15 protein-coding genes and 2 pseudogenes are annotated in these 16,735 nt (G+C 59.5%); 9 read left to right on the top strand and 8 right to left on the bottom strand.

All coding sequences use genetic code 11. The annotated features are described in order from the left end of the window. The first annotated feature begins 27 nt into the window (after nucleotides 1-27). From NXC24_RS09620 to NXC24_RS09595, 6 genes and pseudogenes are all read left to right on the top strand, one after another. Nucleotides 28-1,902, top strand: coding sequence for an ABC transporter ATP-binding protein (locus NXC24_RS09620; RefSeq protein WP_104823069.1), 1,875 nt, complete (start codon nucleotides 28-30; stop codon nucleotides 1,900-1,902). Nucleotides 1,903-1,904: 2 nt separating this feature from the next. Continuing rightward, nucleotides 1,905-3,806 carry an ABC transporter ATP-binding protein gene (locus NXC24_RS09615; RefSeq protein ID WP_104823068.1) on the top strand — a complete coding sequence of 634 codons (1,902 nt, stop codon included), beginning with the start codon at nucleotides 1,905-1,907 and terminating at the stop codon, nucleotides 3,804-3,806. Nucleotides 3,807-3,845: 39 nt separating this feature from the next. Next, nucleotides 3,846-4,310 carry a hypothetical protein gene (locus NXC24_RS09610; RefSeq protein ID WP_104823067.1) on the top strand — a complete coding sequence of 155 codons (465 nt, stop codon included), beginning with the start codon at nucleotides 3,846-3,848 and terminating at the stop codon, nucleotides 4,308-4,310. A gap of 78 nt (nucleotides 4,311-4,388) precedes the next feature. After that, entirely contained in the window at nucleotides 4,389-4,895 is a 507-nt protein-coding gene (locus tag NXC24_RS09605) for a helix-turn-helix domain-containing protein (protein ID WP_104825093.1), read from the top strand. A 21-nt stretch (nucleotides 4,896-4,916) separates the two neighbouring features. Then, the gene (fabF, locus tag NXC24_RS09600) at nucleotides 4,917-6,182 is read left to right on the top strand and encodes a beta-ketoacyl-ACP synthase II (protein WP_104823066.1); all 1,266 of its coding nucleotides are present in this window, start codon (nucleotides 4,917-4,919) and stop codon (nucleotides 6,180-6,182) included. A 118-nt stretch (nucleotides 6,183-6,300) separates the two neighbouring features. Beyond that, a pseudogene (locus NXC24_RS09595) lies at nucleotides 6,301-6,725 on the top strand (DUF4864 domain-containing protein). A gap of 21 nt (nucleotides 6,726-6,746) precedes the next feature. Here the strand turns inward: NXC24_RS09595 and NXC24_RS09590 are convergent. The 7 genes from NXC24_RS09590 to coaD form a co-directional block, all read right to left on the bottom strand. After that, complete coding sequence (locus NXC24_RS09590; protein WP_104823065.1) at nucleotides 6,747-7,517, bottom strand: cell wall hydrolase; 771 nt, start codon at nucleotides 7,515-7,517, stop codon at nucleotides 6,747-6,749. Between the two features lie 231 nt (nucleotides 7,518-7,748). After that, nucleotides 7,749-8,189 carry a VOC family protein gene (locus tag NXC24_RS09585; RefSeq protein WP_104823064.1) on the bottom strand — a complete coding sequence of 147 codons (441 nt, stop codon included), beginning with the start codon at nucleotides 8,187-8,189 and terminating at the stop codon, nucleotides 7,749-7,751. Nucleotides 8,190-8,434: 245 nt separating this feature from the next. Continuing rightward, a complete protein-coding gene (gene tgt, locus NXC24_RS09580) occupies nucleotides 8,435-9,565 on the bottom strand; it encodes a tRNA guanosine(34) transglycosylase Tgt (protein WP_104823063.1) in 1,131 nt (376 codons plus the stop codon). A 6-nt stretch (nucleotides 9,566-9,571) separates the two neighbouring features. Continuing rightward, nucleotides 9,572-10,657, bottom strand: coding sequence for a tRNA preQ1(34) S-adenosylmethionine ribosyltransferase-isomerase QueA (gene queA, locus NXC24_RS09575; RefSeq protein WP_104823062.1), 1,086 nt, complete (start codon nucleotides 10,655-10,657; stop codon nucleotides 9,572-9,574). A gap of 73 nt (nucleotides 10,658-10,730) precedes the next feature. Continuing rightward, a complete protein-coding gene (locus NXC24_RS09570; RefSeq protein WP_104823061.1) occupies nucleotides 10,731-11,240 on the bottom strand; it encodes a peptidylprolyl isomerase in 510 nt (169 codons plus the stop codon). A 27-nt stretch (nucleotides 11,241-11,267) separates the two neighbouring features. Further along, nucleotides 11,268-11,840 (bottom strand): peptidylprolyl isomerase, encoded by a 573-nt coding sequence (locus NXC24_RS09565; protein ID WP_104823060.1) that lies wholly within the window; start codon nucleotides 11,838-11,840, stop codon nucleotides 11,268-11,270. Nucleotides 11,841-11,875: 35 nt separating this feature from the next. Beyond that, entirely contained in the window at nucleotides 11,876-12,379 is a 504-nt protein-coding gene (gene coaD / locus NXC24_RS09560) for a pantetheine-phosphate adenylyltransferase (protein WP_199773545.1), read from the bottom strand. Here coaD and NXC24_RS35675 point away from each other — a divergent pair. From NXC24_RS35675 to NXC24_RS09545, 3 genes and pseudogenes are all read left to right on the top strand, one after another. Next, nucleotides 12,329-12,796: a hypothetical protein gene (locus NXC24_RS35675; protein ID WP_245464005.1), complete on the top strand. Its 468-nt coding sequence runs from the start codon at nucleotides 12,329-12,331 to the stop codon at nucleotides 12,794-12,796. The genes coaD and NXC24_RS35675 overlap by 51 nt on opposite strands. Next, the gene (locus NXC24_RS09550) at nucleotides 12,783-13,049 is read left to right on the top strand and encodes a hypothetical protein (RefSeq protein WP_104823059.1); all 267 of its coding nucleotides are present in this window, start codon (nucleotides 12,783-12,785) and stop codon (nucleotides 13,047-13,049) included. Before NXC24_RS35675 ends, NXC24_RS09550 begins: the two co-directional genes overlap by 14 nt. 366 nt (nucleotides 13,050-13,415) lie before the next feature. Beyond that, nucleotides 13,416-13,601 (top strand): annotated as a pseudogene (locus NXC24_RS09545) (hypothetical protein); the annotation flags it as partial. A gap of 116 nt (nucleotides 13,602-13,717) precedes the next feature. On the opposite strand, the gene gyrA reads toward NXC24_RS09545, so the two are convergent. Further along, entirely contained in the window at nucleotides 13,718-16,522 is a 2,805-nt protein-coding gene (gene gyrA, locus NXC24_RS09540; protein WP_104823058.1) for a DNA gyrase subunit A, read from the bottom strand. Between the last annotated feature and the right edge of the window lie 213 nt (nucleotides 16,523-16,735).

Genomic DNA, 16,735 nt, shown 5'->3' with positions numbered 1-16,735 from the left:
CTCGTTCAAAAATGCCTGGATAAGAGCGTGAGCAGCGATTCATCAAGAAGCGCGGCGAAGCCATTGGCTTCGTTGGCGCATGTCAATGCGGCTGGTTGGGGTCGGGGTCTCTCCACCATCGTGCGGATCACGCATATGACGCTGCGCCATCCCTGGCAGACCGGCTTGGCGATCGGCGCAACATTCGTTGCGGCGACGCTGCAGCTCTCGATCCCGCGCCTGCTCGGCCGCGCGGTCGATCAAACACAAACGGTGGTTGCCGGCGGCGCGGCCGGCCAGCTCGCGGAAAATGCATTGTTGACGACCGCCCTACTCCTGCTGATCGTCAGCATCCTGCGCGGCCTTTTCACGATGGTGCAGAACTATTTCAGCGAAGCCGTCGGACACCACATGGGCTACGAGCTGCGGCTCGCCTGCTATGAAAAGATCCAGCAGCTCTCCTTCAGCTTCCACGACAATGTGCATTCCGGCGATCTGATTACCGTCGGCCTGCTCGATCTCGAAGGCGTGCGCATGTATTTTTCGACGGCGCTGGTGCGCATGGTGCTACTCACCATGCTGATCGGCGTCGGCGCCTACATGCTGCTGTCGACCGATGTCCTGCTCGGGCTCCTGGCGCTGAGCTTCGTGCCCTTCGTTGCCTGGCGTTCCTCCGTGACACAGCTCAGATTGCGTTCGACTTGGCTCGAACTGCAGGAACGGCTATCGGTGCTGACCCGCGTGATGGAGGAAAACCTCGGCGGCATTCGTGTCGTGCGCGCCTTCGCGGCGCAGGCCCACGAACTGATGAAGTTCGATAGGGCCTCGCACAATGCGCTCACCCTTGCTCACAAACGCGTCGGTATCCGCGTCGTCAATACCAGCGCCATGAACTTCTCCTTTTTCGCCGCCATGGGCCTCGTGCTCTGGGTTGGCGGCACCAAGGTGATTGCGGGCGAGATCAGTGTCGGCACCCTCGCCTCGTTCCTGACCTTCATGACCATTCTGCAGATGCCGGTGCGCCAGCTCGGCCTGATGGTCAACGCGTTTGCCCGCGCATCGACCTGCGGCTCGCGGCTGTTCGCCCTGCTCGACCTCGACATCGCCATCAAAGATGCGCCGGACGCCAAGCCGCTTGCCGTTACGGACGGCGTTCTGCGCTTCGAAAGTGTCGGCTTCACCTATCCCGGCTCGGAAAACCGCCCCATCCTCAGGAATGTCAGCTTCGAGGCGAAGCGCGGCGAAACGATCGGCATTGTCGGCCCGCCCGGCAGCGGCAAATCCACCATCGCGCATCTGATCCCGCGCTTCTATGACGTCACATCCGGACGGATCACGATCGACGGCCAGGATATCCGCAAGGCGACGTTGCAGTCGCTGCGCCAGTCGGTGGCCGTCGTGCAGCAGGATTCCTTCCTGTTCACGACCAGCATCGAAAATAATATCGCCTACGGCGATCCCTGGGCGAAGGAACAGCGCATCGAGCGCGCCGCCGAATCCGCCCAACTGCACAACTATATTCTCGGCCTGCCGGCCGGCTATACCACCGTCGTCGGCGAACGCGGCGTGTCGCTTTCCGGCGGCCAGCGCCAGCGTTTGACGATCGCCCGCACGTTGATGCTGAAGCTAGCGGTGATGGTGTTCGATGATTCGACCGCTGCCATTGACGCCGCAACCGAGCAACGCATCCGCAGCGCCATGAAGCGGTTTGCCCGCGATCGGGTGACCCTCGTTGTCGCCCATCGCCTGAGTTCGCTGATGCATGCCGACCAGATCCTGTTTGTCGAAGACGGTGAGATCGTCGAGCGTGGAACCCACGAGCAGCTCCTTGCTGCCGGTGGGCGGTACAAGGCGCTGTACGACCTGCAGGTCCGCCCGGACAGCGATGTCTCCAGGGTCGTAGCGGCGAAAAGGGAGGCCTGACGATGTCGGAAACCATTGAAACCGAACGCAACGACGTGCGCGAAGACGGGCGCCGCCCTCCCCGCGCTGTGGTCGGCTCCCATCGCGTCGAGGAAGAGATTTTCGGCAAGGTCTTCGACGGCAAGATCATCCGCCGCATCTGGGCGTTCGTCAGCCCCTACCGCCGCCAGATCTACATTTCCGTCGGAGCCGTGCTTCTCTTCACCGGGTCGCAGATCGTCATCCCGCTCGTCATCCGCTATGCGATCGATCACGCGATGGCGCCTGGCGCGACCAACTATTCGGCGCTCTGGCTGGCCCTGGCGATCTTCACGGCGGCGATTCTCGTCAATTATGCTGCCAGCTATGTGCAGGAGACCTTTGTCGGCCAGGTCGCGGAGGAAGTGCTCTTCGATATCCGCCGGGCGATGTTTGCGCATCTGCAGCGGGTATCACTCTCCTTCATGGACAAGACCGAAGTCGGCCGGTTGATGTCGCGCCTGCAGGGCGACGTCAACTCCATGCAGGAATTCCTTGAAACATCGGTGCTTTCCGTCGGCGATATTGCCCTGCTCTTCGGCATCGTCATCGTCATTCTCTCGCTCGATTTCCGGCTTGGCCTGCTGACGCTATCGGTCATGCCGATCCTTTTCGTTGTCCGCCTATTCTGGCTTCCGAAGGCACGCGTCGCCTTCATGAACGCGCATGAGACAAACTCCGTCACCAATGGCGCCTTGGCCGAGGCGATCCATGGAGTGCGCGCCGTTCAGGGCATGCACCGGCAGAGCGTCAATTTCGGTCTCTTCGACGATAAGGCATATACCAACCTCAAGGCACATCTGACCGCCGCGAGATACGCACAGATCATGGTGCCGATCGTCGATACGCTGACGGGCATGGCGATGGCCATCGTCATCATCGTGGGCGGTTCGATGGTGCTGAACCACAGGCTCGACGTTGGCGTCATGGTCGCCTTCCTGTTCTACATTCAGCGCTTCTTCGACCCTATCCGCTCGCTCACCATGCAATATTCCGTCATGCAGCGCGCCATGGCCTCCGGCCAGCGGCTGACGGACGTGCTCGACGTGCCCGTCGATATCAAGGATGCGCCGGACGCCAAGGTGCTGTCGGCGGATATGGACGGCTCGGTCGAATTCCGGGACGTCGTCTTCGGTTATGATCCGAAGCATCCGGTGTTGAAGAATGTCAGCTTCAAGGTCAATCCCGGCGAGACTGTAGCTCTGATCGGCCCGACCGGCTCCGGCAAATCGAGCTCCATGGCCTTGATCCATCGTTTCTACGAGGTGCAGCAGGGTCAGGTGCTCGTCGGCGGCCATGATGTGCGCTCCCTCACCCAGGATTCGCTCGGCCGACAGATCGCAATGGTGCTGCAGGAGCCATTCCTGTTCACCGGCACCGTGCTGGAGAACATACGCTACAACAAGGCTGAAGCGACGCGCGAAGAGATCGTCGAGGCCGCAAAGGCGGTGGGTGCGCATGAGTTCATCATGCGGCTTGCCGATGGCTACGATACCGTTCTCGGTGAACGTGGCAGCGGCTTGTCGCTCGGCCAGCGCCAGCTTGTCAGCTTTGCCCGCGCCCTTGTCGCCGACGCGAAGATACTCGTGCTCGACGAGGCAACCGCGAACATCGACAGCTATACCGAAATGCTGATCCAGAAGGCGCTGGTGAAGCTGCTCGAGGGACGCACCGGCCTTGTGATCGCTCACCGCCTCGCCACCATCCGCGAGGCCGATCGCATCATCGTCCTGCAGAACGGCCAATTGATCGAGAGCGGCAATCACCATCAGCTCATGGCCAATGGCAAGCTCTATTCGAAGCTTTATAACCTCAATTATGCGTCCTTCGACGATATTCCGGAGGAGGAAGTGAGTGCTTCGGTGCCAGTGGAATCGCGCACCTAGCAGTTCGCTTTTAAAACTGAAGACCTGGAGACTGAAGCGTTGATCACATTTTTCAGACGCTATGCAAAGGCCTCGTTGTCGATACTGTGGAGAGTTTGTCTGATCGTACTCATCGGAGGCGTGATATTTAACGGCGCTCCAGATCAGATCTTTCAACATTTCGTCGAACGCACGGAATTCAGCATAAAGCTCGAACCGGTCTTGCGAGCCACATATTTTGCGCTGATTTTCCTTGTTCTTGCCTTCTGGAGATCCCTTGCCAGAACAATATTGTTCGAGAAAAGCTCATTATTTACGGGCGAGGTGTGGCGTGAAATCTACTTGATGCTTTTTGCGTGGGCATTGGCTTTGGCAGCGCTAGACGCATTCTTAGCCCTGTATGCGTCAACCGACGTATGGGTCGCCATTGTCCGCTCAACACCGTTTCTCTTATTATTGATCTATATTTTTCTCATTTCCTTCAGATACCAAGGAAAACTCAAGCCCTTGGCCGAGCTTCCGTAACGCTGTTTAGCGAGACACCCCGCCATTCAAGCCTAGTGACTTGCATGATGATAGTAACTCATGCTATTCGCCTCGGCCATGCAGAGAACAAGCTTCAGCGCCTTCAAATGTCCTGCCGCCCGTGCGCTCGAAAGCGTCGGCGACTGGTGGAGCATTCTGATCTTGCGCGATGCGCTTCAGGGTCTGACGCGCTTTGATGAATTCCAGAAGAATCTTGGTGTTGCGCCGAATATCCTGACGCGGCGGCTGAAACATCTGACGGACGAGGGCCTGTTCGAACGCCGCCTCTACAATGAGCGGCCGCCACGCTACGAATACGTGCTGACGGAAAAGGGGCGCGACTTCTTTCCCGTTCTCATGGCGCTGTTTACCTGGGGCAACCGGCATTTGCCGCCCGAGGAGGTTGCCATGCGGCTGGTCGACCCGGCGACGGGTGAGGATCGCGATCCCCTTCTCATCGACCGCGTAACCGGCCGCGCTTTTCATCCCGAAGATACGATTCTGGTTCCCGGACCGGCGGCCGACGAGGCCGTGCATGAACGGATCGCGCAGATGAAGGCATGGTTCCTGGGCTTCGACGCCTGATAAAGATAGGAGTACTCCATTATGGATCGAATCGTCGTAACGGGCATGGGACTGGTTTCGCCGCTGGGCGTCGGCGTCAATGCCGCCTGGAAGCGGCTGGTCGAAGGGCGCTCGGGCCTCAGGCTTCTGCCGGAGACGATGGTCGGCGATCTGGCCGCCAAGGTCGGTGGTGTCGTGCCGAGCCTTGAGGAGGATAGCGAAGCCGGGTTCGATGCCGATCGCTACGTGCCGGTGAAGGACCAGAAGAAGATGGATCGCTTCATCCTCTTCGCCATGGCGGCCGCAGAAGAAGCAATCAGGCAAGCCGGCTGGCAGCCGACCGATCCCGCAGAACTCGAACGCACCGCCACGGTCATCGCCTCCGGTATCGGCGGCTTTCCGGCAATTGCCGACGCGGTGCGCACTGCCGAGGCGCGCGGCGTGCGGCGGCTGTCGCCCTTCACCGTCCCCTCATTCCTCGTCAATTTGGCAGCCGGCCAGGTCAGCATTCGCTATGGCTATAAGGGGCCGCTCGGCGCGCCGGTAACCGCTTGTGCGGCAAGTGTCCAGGCGATTGGCGATGCGGCGCGGCTCATCCGTGCCGGTGAAGCCGATGTCGCGATCTGCGGTGGCGCGGAGGCCTGCATCGACAAGGTCAGCCTCGGCGGCTTTGCCGCGGCACGGGCGCTCTCCACCGGCTTCAGCAACCGGCCGGAGGAAGCCTCTCGCCCCTTCGACGCCGGCCGCGACGGTTTTGTCATGGGCGAAGGCGCCGGCATGCTGGTAATCGAGACACTGGACCACGCTCTCGCCCGCGGCGCTACGCCGCTCGCCGAACTCGTCGGCTATGGTACCGCCGCCGATGCCTATCATATGACCGCCGGTCCGGAAGATGGCGACGGGGCGCGCCGGGCGATGCTGGCGGCACTGTCGCAGGCGCGGATTTCTCCCAGTGAGGTCAAGCACCTCAATGCCCACGCCACCTCAACGCCGGTCGGCGACCGTGGCGAAATGGAAGCGATCAAAACGGTATTCGGCCGCGACGGCGGCATCGCCGTCAGCGGCACGAAGGCAGCGACGGGCCATCTTCTTGGCGCTGCCGGCGGCCTGGAAGCGGTCTTCACCATCATGGCGTTGCGCGACCAGATTGCGCCTCCGACCCGCAATCTGCAGGAGGCGGACGCGGCGGCCGACGGTATCGATATTGTTGGCGCAACAGCTCGGCCGATGGCAATGGAATATGCCATCTCCAACGGTTTCGGTTTCGGCGGCGTGAATGCCAGTGCTCTGTTCCGCCGCTGGCAATGATCGGGTTCGGCTTCTCCGGGCTTCGGCGACTACATAGCTGATCCCTGCGATACTCTGCATCCCTTCTGCAAAGGCATAAAGCGCGCTATGCTCTCCTGGATATTGCCGGAGATCGTCCATGCGCGCTTTATCTCTTGCAGCCGCCCTCTGCATTACCCTCGCCCTCGCCCCGGCGCACGAGCGGAAGACCCCGTGCAATCGGCGCAGACGTTGATTCAGGAACAGATCGAAGCTTTCCTGCACAATGATGCGGATTCGGCCTATTCCTTCGCTGCCCCCGGCATCAAGGCGCTTTTTCCGGACAAGGACAGCTTCTTCGCCATGGTGAAGAAGAGCTATCAGCCGGTCTATCACCCAGGCAACTACGCCTTCGGCAAGAGCCGCGCCATCGACAACGGCGCGGTCGTCTATCAGGAAGTGCTGATCACCGGCACGGACGGCAAGGACTGGACGGCGATCTATCAGATCGCCCGTCAGCCCGATGGCAGTTATAAGATCAACGGCGTGCAGATCCTGCCGAACGCGACAAGCGAGGGAATCTGATCAGAATTCCCCTCGCCTCTTTTAGCCACCTGCCCTGCTGAAACTGACAGGCTGAACCGCCGCATCCAATGCTGGCCGCGGTAAGGGAACAGCTACAGTAGACGTTGGCGTTGCGCTGATGCTTGCAGTCGTCATTGGATCCGGCGCCGGGATCGGAATCTGGTCTGCAGGTGGCAACAAAACCGGAAATTGCGTTGTTGTGACCGTTTGCACAGGCACATAGTTCATCGCAACTTCGTAGGCCGGAAGTGGCGCTGGCGTTTCAAGGGCGCCATCCTGCCCACGCTTCTCATAGAAAGCGTTTCCGCCGGCCACGGCGACATAGTGCATGTTATTGTAAGGGAATTTCAGACCGTCCGTGTGGAAGAACATCGCATCCTTGACACCCGGATGTCGTTCTCCATTGAGAACCTCCGATGCCGCCTGGTTGAGATCAGGTTCGGCCAGGTCGCTGACCACCCTCGTCATCACGCCTGGCGCAAATTGCCTTTTTTGCGCGACGACGCCGCAGATCGACGAGGCGTAGGCACCGGAGGTCAATCTGTTCATCACGACCGATCCCACTGCCATGTATCCATCATGGTCCGAATGCTCGGACTCGAAATACATCGCTCGCTTCAAACAGTCGCGATCTTTTGCGGTGTAATTGTAGGTTACCTTCGTCGGTCGAATGGACTTGGAAGAGTTTTGGCTGGTCGAGGGTGCTTTCGCCACCGTCGTGCAGCCCGTCGCTGCCAATCCGACAAATATGAGTCCGGAAAGACAGGTCCCCAATGCGCGTTGCGCCCTCAACGGCAGGTGCCTCCTATATTATTAGTGAGCCCTTATCGATAAAGTGGAACGCTTTGTAGCCGAAGTTCAAAGGAATTTCAAACGCAAAGCACCAAAATAGTCAGTGGATCTTACCACCGGCTGAAGGATCATTTATTACGATTCGCTGTTTTTGCAAACGCTTTCTTATCGCGCCGTCGTCTCAGGCGGCCTTTCGGAAGAGCCCAGTTAGACCACCTGAAAACGCCTAATTCATGAGACAAAGACTGAGACATAAGCCATTGCGGATATTATATTTTCTAATTGATATTTAGGTTCCGGACGCCAGCCGACTTCGACCAGAATTCGTCCTGGTGCGAAGCAATAAAACAACCAACCGCCCCGCATAGCCGACGGCGGTTTCCAGATTTCGCAGCCGGCCAATTTGGCGCGCTCGAATTGTGCGTCCACAGCCTCGCGCGACGGCAGCATGAAGCCGATGTGATAGGTGTTGCGGCCGACCGATATTGAATCAGCTCCGCCGAACCTCTCGACCGGATGGCTGATGACCAGTTCGAGCCCGGCATCGTCGCGCAGGATGGCGAGGCCGTTCGCTCCACGGGTTTCGATTTCGGTGAAATCAAAGACGGAAACAAAAAAATCCCGCGTCGCGGCGACGTCGGGAACATGTAAATCCAGGTGATTCAGTCGCATGACAGCTCCAAGGGGTCTCCCCGCAGAGGCGTGTCGCTCGAAACGGCCCACACCAACGCGGGGTACTCGGCCACAATGGCCAAGTTCCGCGTCGCGGGCCCTCATGCCTATGGCATGGAGCAGAGCTTCCGGATGGAAGGGATTGGGCCTACCGAAACCAACCCTGCCTTTTTCGACAGGCTTCAATTAGCGCGGAATCGGGACATGTTCAAGAGCAGCGCATCGCCACTCTAGCCGTTCTTGAATCACGCCGGCTCGAGATCGCCCCTTGCCCAATTCTCCTGAGTCTCTGCCATGAAATCGGCAAAGCGGCCCTCGGCGATCGCCTGGCGAATGCCGTGCATCAGTTCCTGGTAGTAGGCAAGATTGTGCCAGGAAAGCAGCATGCCGCCGAGCGCTTCGTTGGCGCGGACGAGATGGTGCAGGTAGGCGCGGGAATAATCGCGCGAGGCCGGGCAGCTCGATTGATCATCGAGCGGGCGCATGTCCTCCGCGTGACGGGCATTGCGGATATTGACCTTGCCCCTACGCGTAAACGCGAGGCCATGACGGCCCGAGCGGGTCGGCATCACGCAATCGAACATATCGATGCCGCGGGCGACGGACTTCAGGATATCGTCCGGCGTGCCGACGCCCATGAGATAACGCGGCTTCTCCGTCGGCAGCTCGGGAAGAGTGATCTCAAGCATGCGTAGCATGACTTCCTGTGGCTCGCCGACGGCAAGACCTCCGACGGCATAGCCCTTGAGGTCCATGCCGCTCAGCGCCTGCGCGGAACGGACGCGAAGCTCCGGAACATCGCCGCCCTGCACGATACCGAACATCGCCTTGCCGGGCTGATTGCCGAAAGCCACCTTGCAGCGTTCGGCCCAGCGCAGCGACATTTCCATGGCGCGCTCGATTTCCTTCGGCGTCGCCGGCAACGCCACGCATTCATCGAGCTGCATCTGGATGTCGGAGCCGAGCAGGCCCTGGATCTCGATCGAGCGCTCCGGCGACATGTGATGCGTGCTGCCGTCGACATGCGACTTGAAGGTGACACCCTTCTCGTCGAGCTTGCGCAGGCCGGAGAGCGACATGACCTGGAAGCCGCCGGAGTCAGTAAGGATCGGATGCTGCCAGCGGATCAGCTCGTGCAGGCCGCCGAGGCGGGCGACACGCTCCGCGGTCGGGCGGAGCATCAGGTGATAGGTATTGCCGAGAATGATGTCGGCGCCGGTCTCGCGTACCTGATCGAGATACATCGCCTTGACGGTACCGACCGTGCCGACCGGCATGAAGGCCGGCGTGCGGATCGTGCCGCGCGGCATGGAAACTTCGCCGAGACGGGCACCGCCATCGGTCTTTTTCAACTGGAACTGAAAGCTCTCGCTCATCTCGTCTTAGTCTTTCCGGTAGAGCAGGCTGCCATCGCCATAGGAATAGAAGCGATAGCCTGTCTCAATAGCATGGGTGTAGGCCGCGCGCATGGTATCAAGGCCGGCAAAGGCCGATACCAGCATGAACAGCGTCGAACGCGGCAGATGGAAATTCGTCATCAAGAGATCGACCGCCTTGAAGCGATAGCCGGGCGTGATGAAGATGCCGGTCGCGCCGTGCCAGGGCTTGATCGTTCCGTCATCGCCGGCGGCACTTTCGATCAGCCGTAGCGAGGTCGTGCCGACGCAGACGATGCGCCCGCCCCTCGCCTTCACCGCATTCAGCTTCGCCGCCGTCGTCGCGTCGACATAGCCGATCTCGAAATGCATCTTGTGGTCTTCAGTGTCGTCGGCCTTGACGGGCAGAAACGTACCGGCGCCGACATGCAGCGTCACGAAATGCCGCTCGACGCCCATGATATCAAGCGCGGTAAACAGCGACGGGGTAAAATGCAGGCCCGCGGTCGGCGCAGCAACGGCGCCCTCCTCACGAGCGTAGATTGTCTGGTAGTCCGTGCGGTCGCGCTCGTCTTCCGGCCGTTTGGCGGCGATATAGGGCGGCAACGGAATATGGCCTACTGCGGCAATCGCCTCATCCAGCGCCGGACCGGAGAGATCGAAGCGCAACGTGATCTCGCCGCCCTCACCCTTCTCCTCGACCACGGCGTCAAGAGCGCCAAGGATGCAAACATTTTCGCCATGGCCGAACTGGATGCGATCGCCGATCTTGATGCGCTTGCCCGGCTTGGCGAAAGCTTTCCAGCGGTCGGGCGCGGCGCGCATATGCAGCGTCGCCGACACCTGCTGACCGGGCGCGCCTTCCCGATGACGAATGCCCTCCAACTGGGCCGGGATGACCTTAGTGTCATTGAAGACGACAGCATCGCCCGGTCGCAGGAAAGATGGCAGATCGCGGATGTGATGATCGCTCAGAGCCGCCTCGCCATTATTCGGATCGACGACGAGCAGGCGCGCGCTGTCACGCGGCTCGGCGGGTCTCAGCGCAATGCGCTCATCCGGCAGGTCGAAATCGAAAAGGTCAACGCGCATTCTGGTAATCTCAGCAAAGCGAAACCCGCCCCCACGCCAAAGCGCGAGAGGCGGGCTTCAGGAATAATCACGATCAGACGTCAGCGGCAACCCGAGCGGATACGATCGAGTCCGGATCCTTCACCGGCTCGCCGCGCTTGATCTGGTCGACAATTTCCATGCCGGAGATGACCTGGCCCCAGACCGAGTACTGCTTGTTCAGCCACGGAGCGTCGGCGAAGCAGATGAAGAACTGCGAGTTGGCCGAGTTCGGGTTCTGCGAACGAGCCATCGAGCAGGTGCCGCGAATGTGCGACGTTGCGGAAAATTCGGCCTTCAGGTCGGGCTTCGAGGAGCCGCCCATGCCGGCACGGCCGGGATTGAAGCTCTCGCTGCCCTGCTTGCCGTATTGCACGTCGCCGGTCTGGGCCATGAAGCCGTCGATGACGCGGTGGAAAACGACGCCATCATAAGCCTTCTCGCGGGCAAGTTCCTTGATGCGGGCGACATGCTCGGGCGCTACCTGCGGCAGCAACTGAATGACGACCTGACCCTTGGTGGTTTCCAGGACGAGGGTGTTTTCGGGATCCTTGATCTCAGCCATTTTTGTTTCCTCTTCTCTTCTCGAATTTTACTTCTTGCCGACCGTGACCTTGACCATGCGGTCGGGGTTGCTCACTTCGCCGTTCTGGCCTTCGCCGCGCTTGATCTTGTCGGCGAATTCCATGCCGGAGACGACCTTGCCGACGACCGTGTACTGGCCATTCAGGAAGTCGCCGTCGGCGAACATGATGAAGAACTGCGAGTTAGCGGAATTCGGATCCTGGGCACGCGCCATGCCGACCGTGCCACGCTTGAACGGAACCTTGGAGAATTCGGCCGGAAGATTGGGCATATCGGAGCCGCCGGTACCGGCCTTCTGAGGATTGTAACCTTTGGTCATGTTGCCGTACTGCACGTCGCCGGTCTGTGCCATGAAGCCGTCGATGACACGATGGAAGGCGACATTGTCATATGCACCCTTCTTCGCCAGCGCTTCGATCTGTGCGACATGCTTCGGAGCAACATCCGGCATCAACTGAATGACGACCGGGCCATCCTTGAGCTGGATCGTCAGAAAATCGTCGGCCGCGGCCGAGAAGGCGCTGCCTGCGAAGGCGGCAAGGCTGAGAAAACCTGCCAATGCGAGATGAAAGAGTTTCATGGGTGCTCCGTTCGGAAAATGATTTCGGCCAGTCTTTATTGGACCGTATCTTTTAGCTTGCCTGTCAGGGCTTCAAGAACCGCTGCGGGCACGAAAGCGCTGACATCGCCGCCCATGGATGCGATCTGCCGCACCAATGTGGCGGTTATAGGCCGCGATGCCGTGCCGGCCGGCAGAAACAGGGTCTGAATATCAGGCGCCATCTGGCGGTTCATGCCGGCCATCTGCATTTCATAGTCAAGATCGGTGCCATCACGCAGGCCGCGCACCAAAAGGCTCGCGCCATGCTTGCGCGCCGCGTCGACCACCAGATTGTCGAAGGCGACAACGGAGATATCCCCAACCTTCTGCGGCAGCGCTTCGGCAAGCGACCGGGTGATCAATTCCGCGCGTTCCTCGAAGGAGAAAAGCGGTTTCTTGCCAGGATGAATGCCGATCGCGACAATAACCTTGGAGGCGACATTCAGCGCCTGCACGAGGACATCCAGATGTCCATTGGTCATCGGATCGAAAGATCCAGGATAAAAGGCTGTCGTCATACCAGACCGGCTCGTTGTTTGCAGCCTTTTGTCACGGATGGGCCGGTATCGCAAGTCATTTACAACCACTTGGCTGCCTCTGAACAGCAGATGAATGCGGCGTTCAAGCCCGTTTCAGATCAACAATGCTCTATTCGCACCAACATCGAAACGGGCCGCTTTCATCGGCTCACCCGCCTCTGGCTCAAGGAAGATCAGGCCATGTTGGTCCTTATTGTTGCAGTCGCCGTTATCGGCTCTTTCGCTCTTGAATACGCCGTTCATCTTTTCGCGAACAACTACGAAATAGAATGGGCTTCCCCGGCTAACACCACCAATTCTGCTCAAGAAATCGCCAACGCCATGCGCAAAACGCATCGCGAATCTGAACGCCAGATGAACAAGGCATTCAAGGTCGCTTCAGATGGACGTTGGTAAACAGACGCTCAACATCAAGGCGGAACCATTCATCGGCCGCCGCGTTAAAGCCCGAACCTTAGATTTGCTCATTGCGGTAAGAAGGAAACAGAGTATGCCCGATAAGATCACCCTTATTAACGTCGTTTGGATGACCATGATTTCGGGAATGCTTGCAGCGACAATCGCTCTCTACGATCAAAAGCCTGACCAGTCGAAGATCTACGGTCCCTTTGCTTCGGCTCGTCCCTTCGTTACCACCAGCCAGTATTAAGGGATCTGAACGCTAGTTCCACGAGAGGAAGGGAGCGATCATGTTCACGATATTAACGGTGCTTACGCTCTTCATCAGCAGCATGTTCGTTGTATCCGTCGCGTCCACAATCTCAGCGCTCCACCGCGAAAGCGAGGAGAGCAAGAAGCTGAACAAACACCATAAGGCCCTCTGAACCAAAGGGTGTTGCGATATTTCCTGATCCCGAGTGCGGCCCTCCAATCGCTCGGGTTAATTCGAACCGGACGCTCCCCCAGCGTCCGGTTTTTTTATGCCGTTACGCCCGCGAGCCTTTCCCCGATCCCCGGCGCCACTACGGGGCGCTGCTCTTGCGACAAGTAGCGCGGCAATCGCTTCAATCGTGCTATGGCTATCCAGTCTCATAGAGGGATCGATATGCGCATTGCTCTTACAGGCAGTTCCGGGCGGCTTGGCCGTGCGATCTTTAACGCCTTGGCGACAAATCACGCGGTTGTCGGGATCGATCGTTCGCCGTTTTCGACGACGCATGTCGTCGGAGATTTTGCGGACGCCGTGCTGTTGCGCAAAGTGCTGACGGGTGCGGATGCGATCGTCCATTGCGCGGCTGCCCGAAAACCACGAGATCAACAAAAAACCGGGCAGCCAAGCCGCCCGGTCGTCATTCCATGTGCTGAGTTCACTGAACCTTATTCTTCGGTCGTACCCTCGGCATCGCCGTTCGAGACTTCCGCATCGCCGTTCGCAGCGTCGTCCTCGGCACCATTGTCGCTCGCATCGTCCTCGCCGTCCGGCTCGCTGATACGCTCGACCGAAACGACCTTCTCATCCTTGGCGGTCGAGAAGATGGTGACGCCCTTGGTAGCGCGGCTGGCAATGCGGATGCCGCCGACGGGAACACGGATCAATTGGCCCCCGTCCGACACCAGCATGAGCTGATCACCCTCCTCAACCGGGAAGGCGGCCACAAGCTCGCCGATCTCGCCGGTTTTCGACGTGTCGGTAGCGCGAATACCCTTGCCGCCGCGGCCGGAAATGCGGAAATCGTAGGAAGACGAGCGCTTGCCGAAGCCTTTTTCAGAGACAGTCAGGATGAACTGCTCGAGCGCCTTCAGCTCTTCATAGCGTTCGTCGTTGAGCTGTCCCTCTTCGGTGACTTCTTCGCCAACCAGCGCGATTTCCTCGTCCTCGCCCGTCGCCGAGCGACGCTCGCTGACGGAGCGCTTGAGATAAGCCGCGCGTTCCCAAGGTTCCGCGTCCACATGGCGGACGATGGTCATCGAGATGATGCGGTCGCCGGATGCAAGGCTGATGCCGCGAACGCCGATCGAGTTGCGGCCGGCAAAGACGCGTACGTCCGAAACCGAGAAACGGATACACTGGCCGAGCGCCGTGGTCAGCAGTACGTCGTCATGCTCGGTGCAGGTCTCGACGGAGAGGATTTCGTCGCCCTCTTCCTCCAGCTTCATGGCGATCTTGCCGTTGCGATTGACCTGAACGAAGTCCGACAGCTTGTTGCGGCGCACGGTGCCGCGCGTCGTCGAGAACATGACGTCGAGATTGTCCCAGGTGCTCTCGTCTTCCGGAAGTGGCATGATCGTGGTGATGCGCTCGCCGGGCTCCAGCGGCAGCATGTTGATCAGCGCCTTGCCGCGTGACTGCGGCGTGCCGATGGGCAGGCGCCAGACCTTCTCCTTGTAGACGATACCGTGCGACGAGAAGAAGAGAACCGGCGTATGCGTATTGAGAACAAATAGCCGGGTAACAAAATCCTCGTCACGCGTGGTCATTCCGGAGCGGCCCTTGCCGCCACGGCGCTGGGCGCGATAGGTGGTCAGCGGCACGCGCTTGATGTAGCCAAGGTGGGAAACGGTAACGACCATGTCCTCGCGGGCAATCAGGTCCTCGTCATCCATCTCCAGGCCGCCGTCGACGATTTCGGTGCGGCGCGGCGTGCCGAATTCGTCGCGAACGGCTGCAAGCTCTTCTTTTACAATGGCTTGGATACGAACACGCGACGACAGGATATCGAGATAGTCCTTGATCTCGGCGCCGATCTTATTGAGTTCGTCGCCGATTTCGTCACGGCCAAGTGCCGTCAAACGGGCAAGACGCAGCTCGAGAATGGCGCGCGCCTGCTCTTCCGACAGATTATAGGTGCCGTCTTCGTTGATGCGGTGGCGCGGATCATCGATTAGCCGGATAAGGGATTCGACGTCTGCCGCCGGCCAGCGGCGGGTCATCAGCTCTTCACGCGCCGATTGCGGGTCGGGCGCATGACGGATAACGCGGATCACCTCATCGATATTGGCGACCGCGATGGCGAGACCGACCAAGACGTGGGCGCGTTCGCGCGCCTTGCGCAGCAAATATTTGGTGCGGCGGCTGACCACGTCCTCGCGGAAGGACACAAAGGCCCTCAGCATGTCGAGAAGGGTCAGTTGCTCCGGCTTACCGCCATTCAGCGCCACCACGTTTGCACCGAAAGAGGTCTGCAGCGGCGTATAGCGATAAAGCTGATTGAGGATGACCTCGGCGTTGGCGTCGCGCTTCAGCTCGATCACCACGCGATAGCCCTGGCGGTCGGATTCGTCGCGCAGGTCGGAGATGCCTTCGATACGCTTTTCGCGCACGAGTTCGGCCATCTTCTCGATCATCGACGCCTTGTTCACCTGATAAGGAATCTCGGTGATGATGATCTGTTCGCGGTCGCCACGCATCGGCTCGATCGTCGCGACGCCGCGCATGACGATGGAGCCGCGTCCGGTCTCGTAGGCCGAGCGGATGCCGGCACGGCCGAGAATCTTCGCGCCGGTCGGAAAATCCGGACCCGGGATGATCTGCATGATCTCCGGCAGCTCGATCGCCGGATTGTCGATCAGCGCGATACAGCCGTCGATCACTTCGGAAAGATTGTGCGGCGGAATATTGGTCGCCATGCCGACGGCGATACCGCCGGAGCCGTTGACCAGCAGGTTCGGGAACTTTGCCGGGACGACGACGGGCTCGCTCAATGTGCCGTCATAGTTCTCGCGGAAATCGACCGTTTCCTTGTCGAGATCGTCGAGCAGCGAATGCGCGACCTTCTGCAGGCGGCATTCCGTATAACGTTCGGCCGCCGGCGGATCGCCGTCGACGGAGCCGAAATTGCCCTGACCGTCGATCAGCGGCAGGCGAAGCGACCAGGGCTGCGCCATGCGCGCGAGCGCGTCATAAATCGCCAGGTTGCCGTGCGGATGGTATTTACCCATCACGTCACCGGTGACGCGAGCGCATTTTACGTATTTCTTGTTCCAGTCGATCCCGAGTTCCGACATGCCGTACAGAATGCGCCGATGGACGGGCTTGAGACCATCGCGAACATCGGGAAGTGCGCGGCTGACGATCACGCTCATCGCGTAATCGAGATACGACCGCTGCATTTCCTCCATGATGGAAATCGGCTCGATGCCTGGCGGGAGCTTCCCGCCGCCGGGTGGTGTTTGTTCAGTCAAAACAGATCACGATCTCTTTTAGAATCACTGCGAAATTTATAGCCGAAAGGCCCTGCAAGCGCCAATTTTGACGGGTGCTTTTGAACAGGCTTTTGCCCTCTTAACCCGCTAAATCGAACATTTCCGTGGCAGAACGTTTTGGCGAGCCCGCATTGCGCTTTGCGAAACGTCATTCCTCGCATATCAATGGGCCAACAACAAATAGAAACAAAT

It is taken from the genome of Rhizobium sp. NXC24 (genome assembly GCF_002944315.1).
GTDB lineage: Bacteria > Pseudomonadota > Alphaproteobacteria > Rhizobiales > Rhizobiaceae > Rhizobium.
The sequence above is the reverse complement of the archived record's forward strand: the minus strand, read 5'-3'. Positions and strand labels throughout refer to the sequence as shown.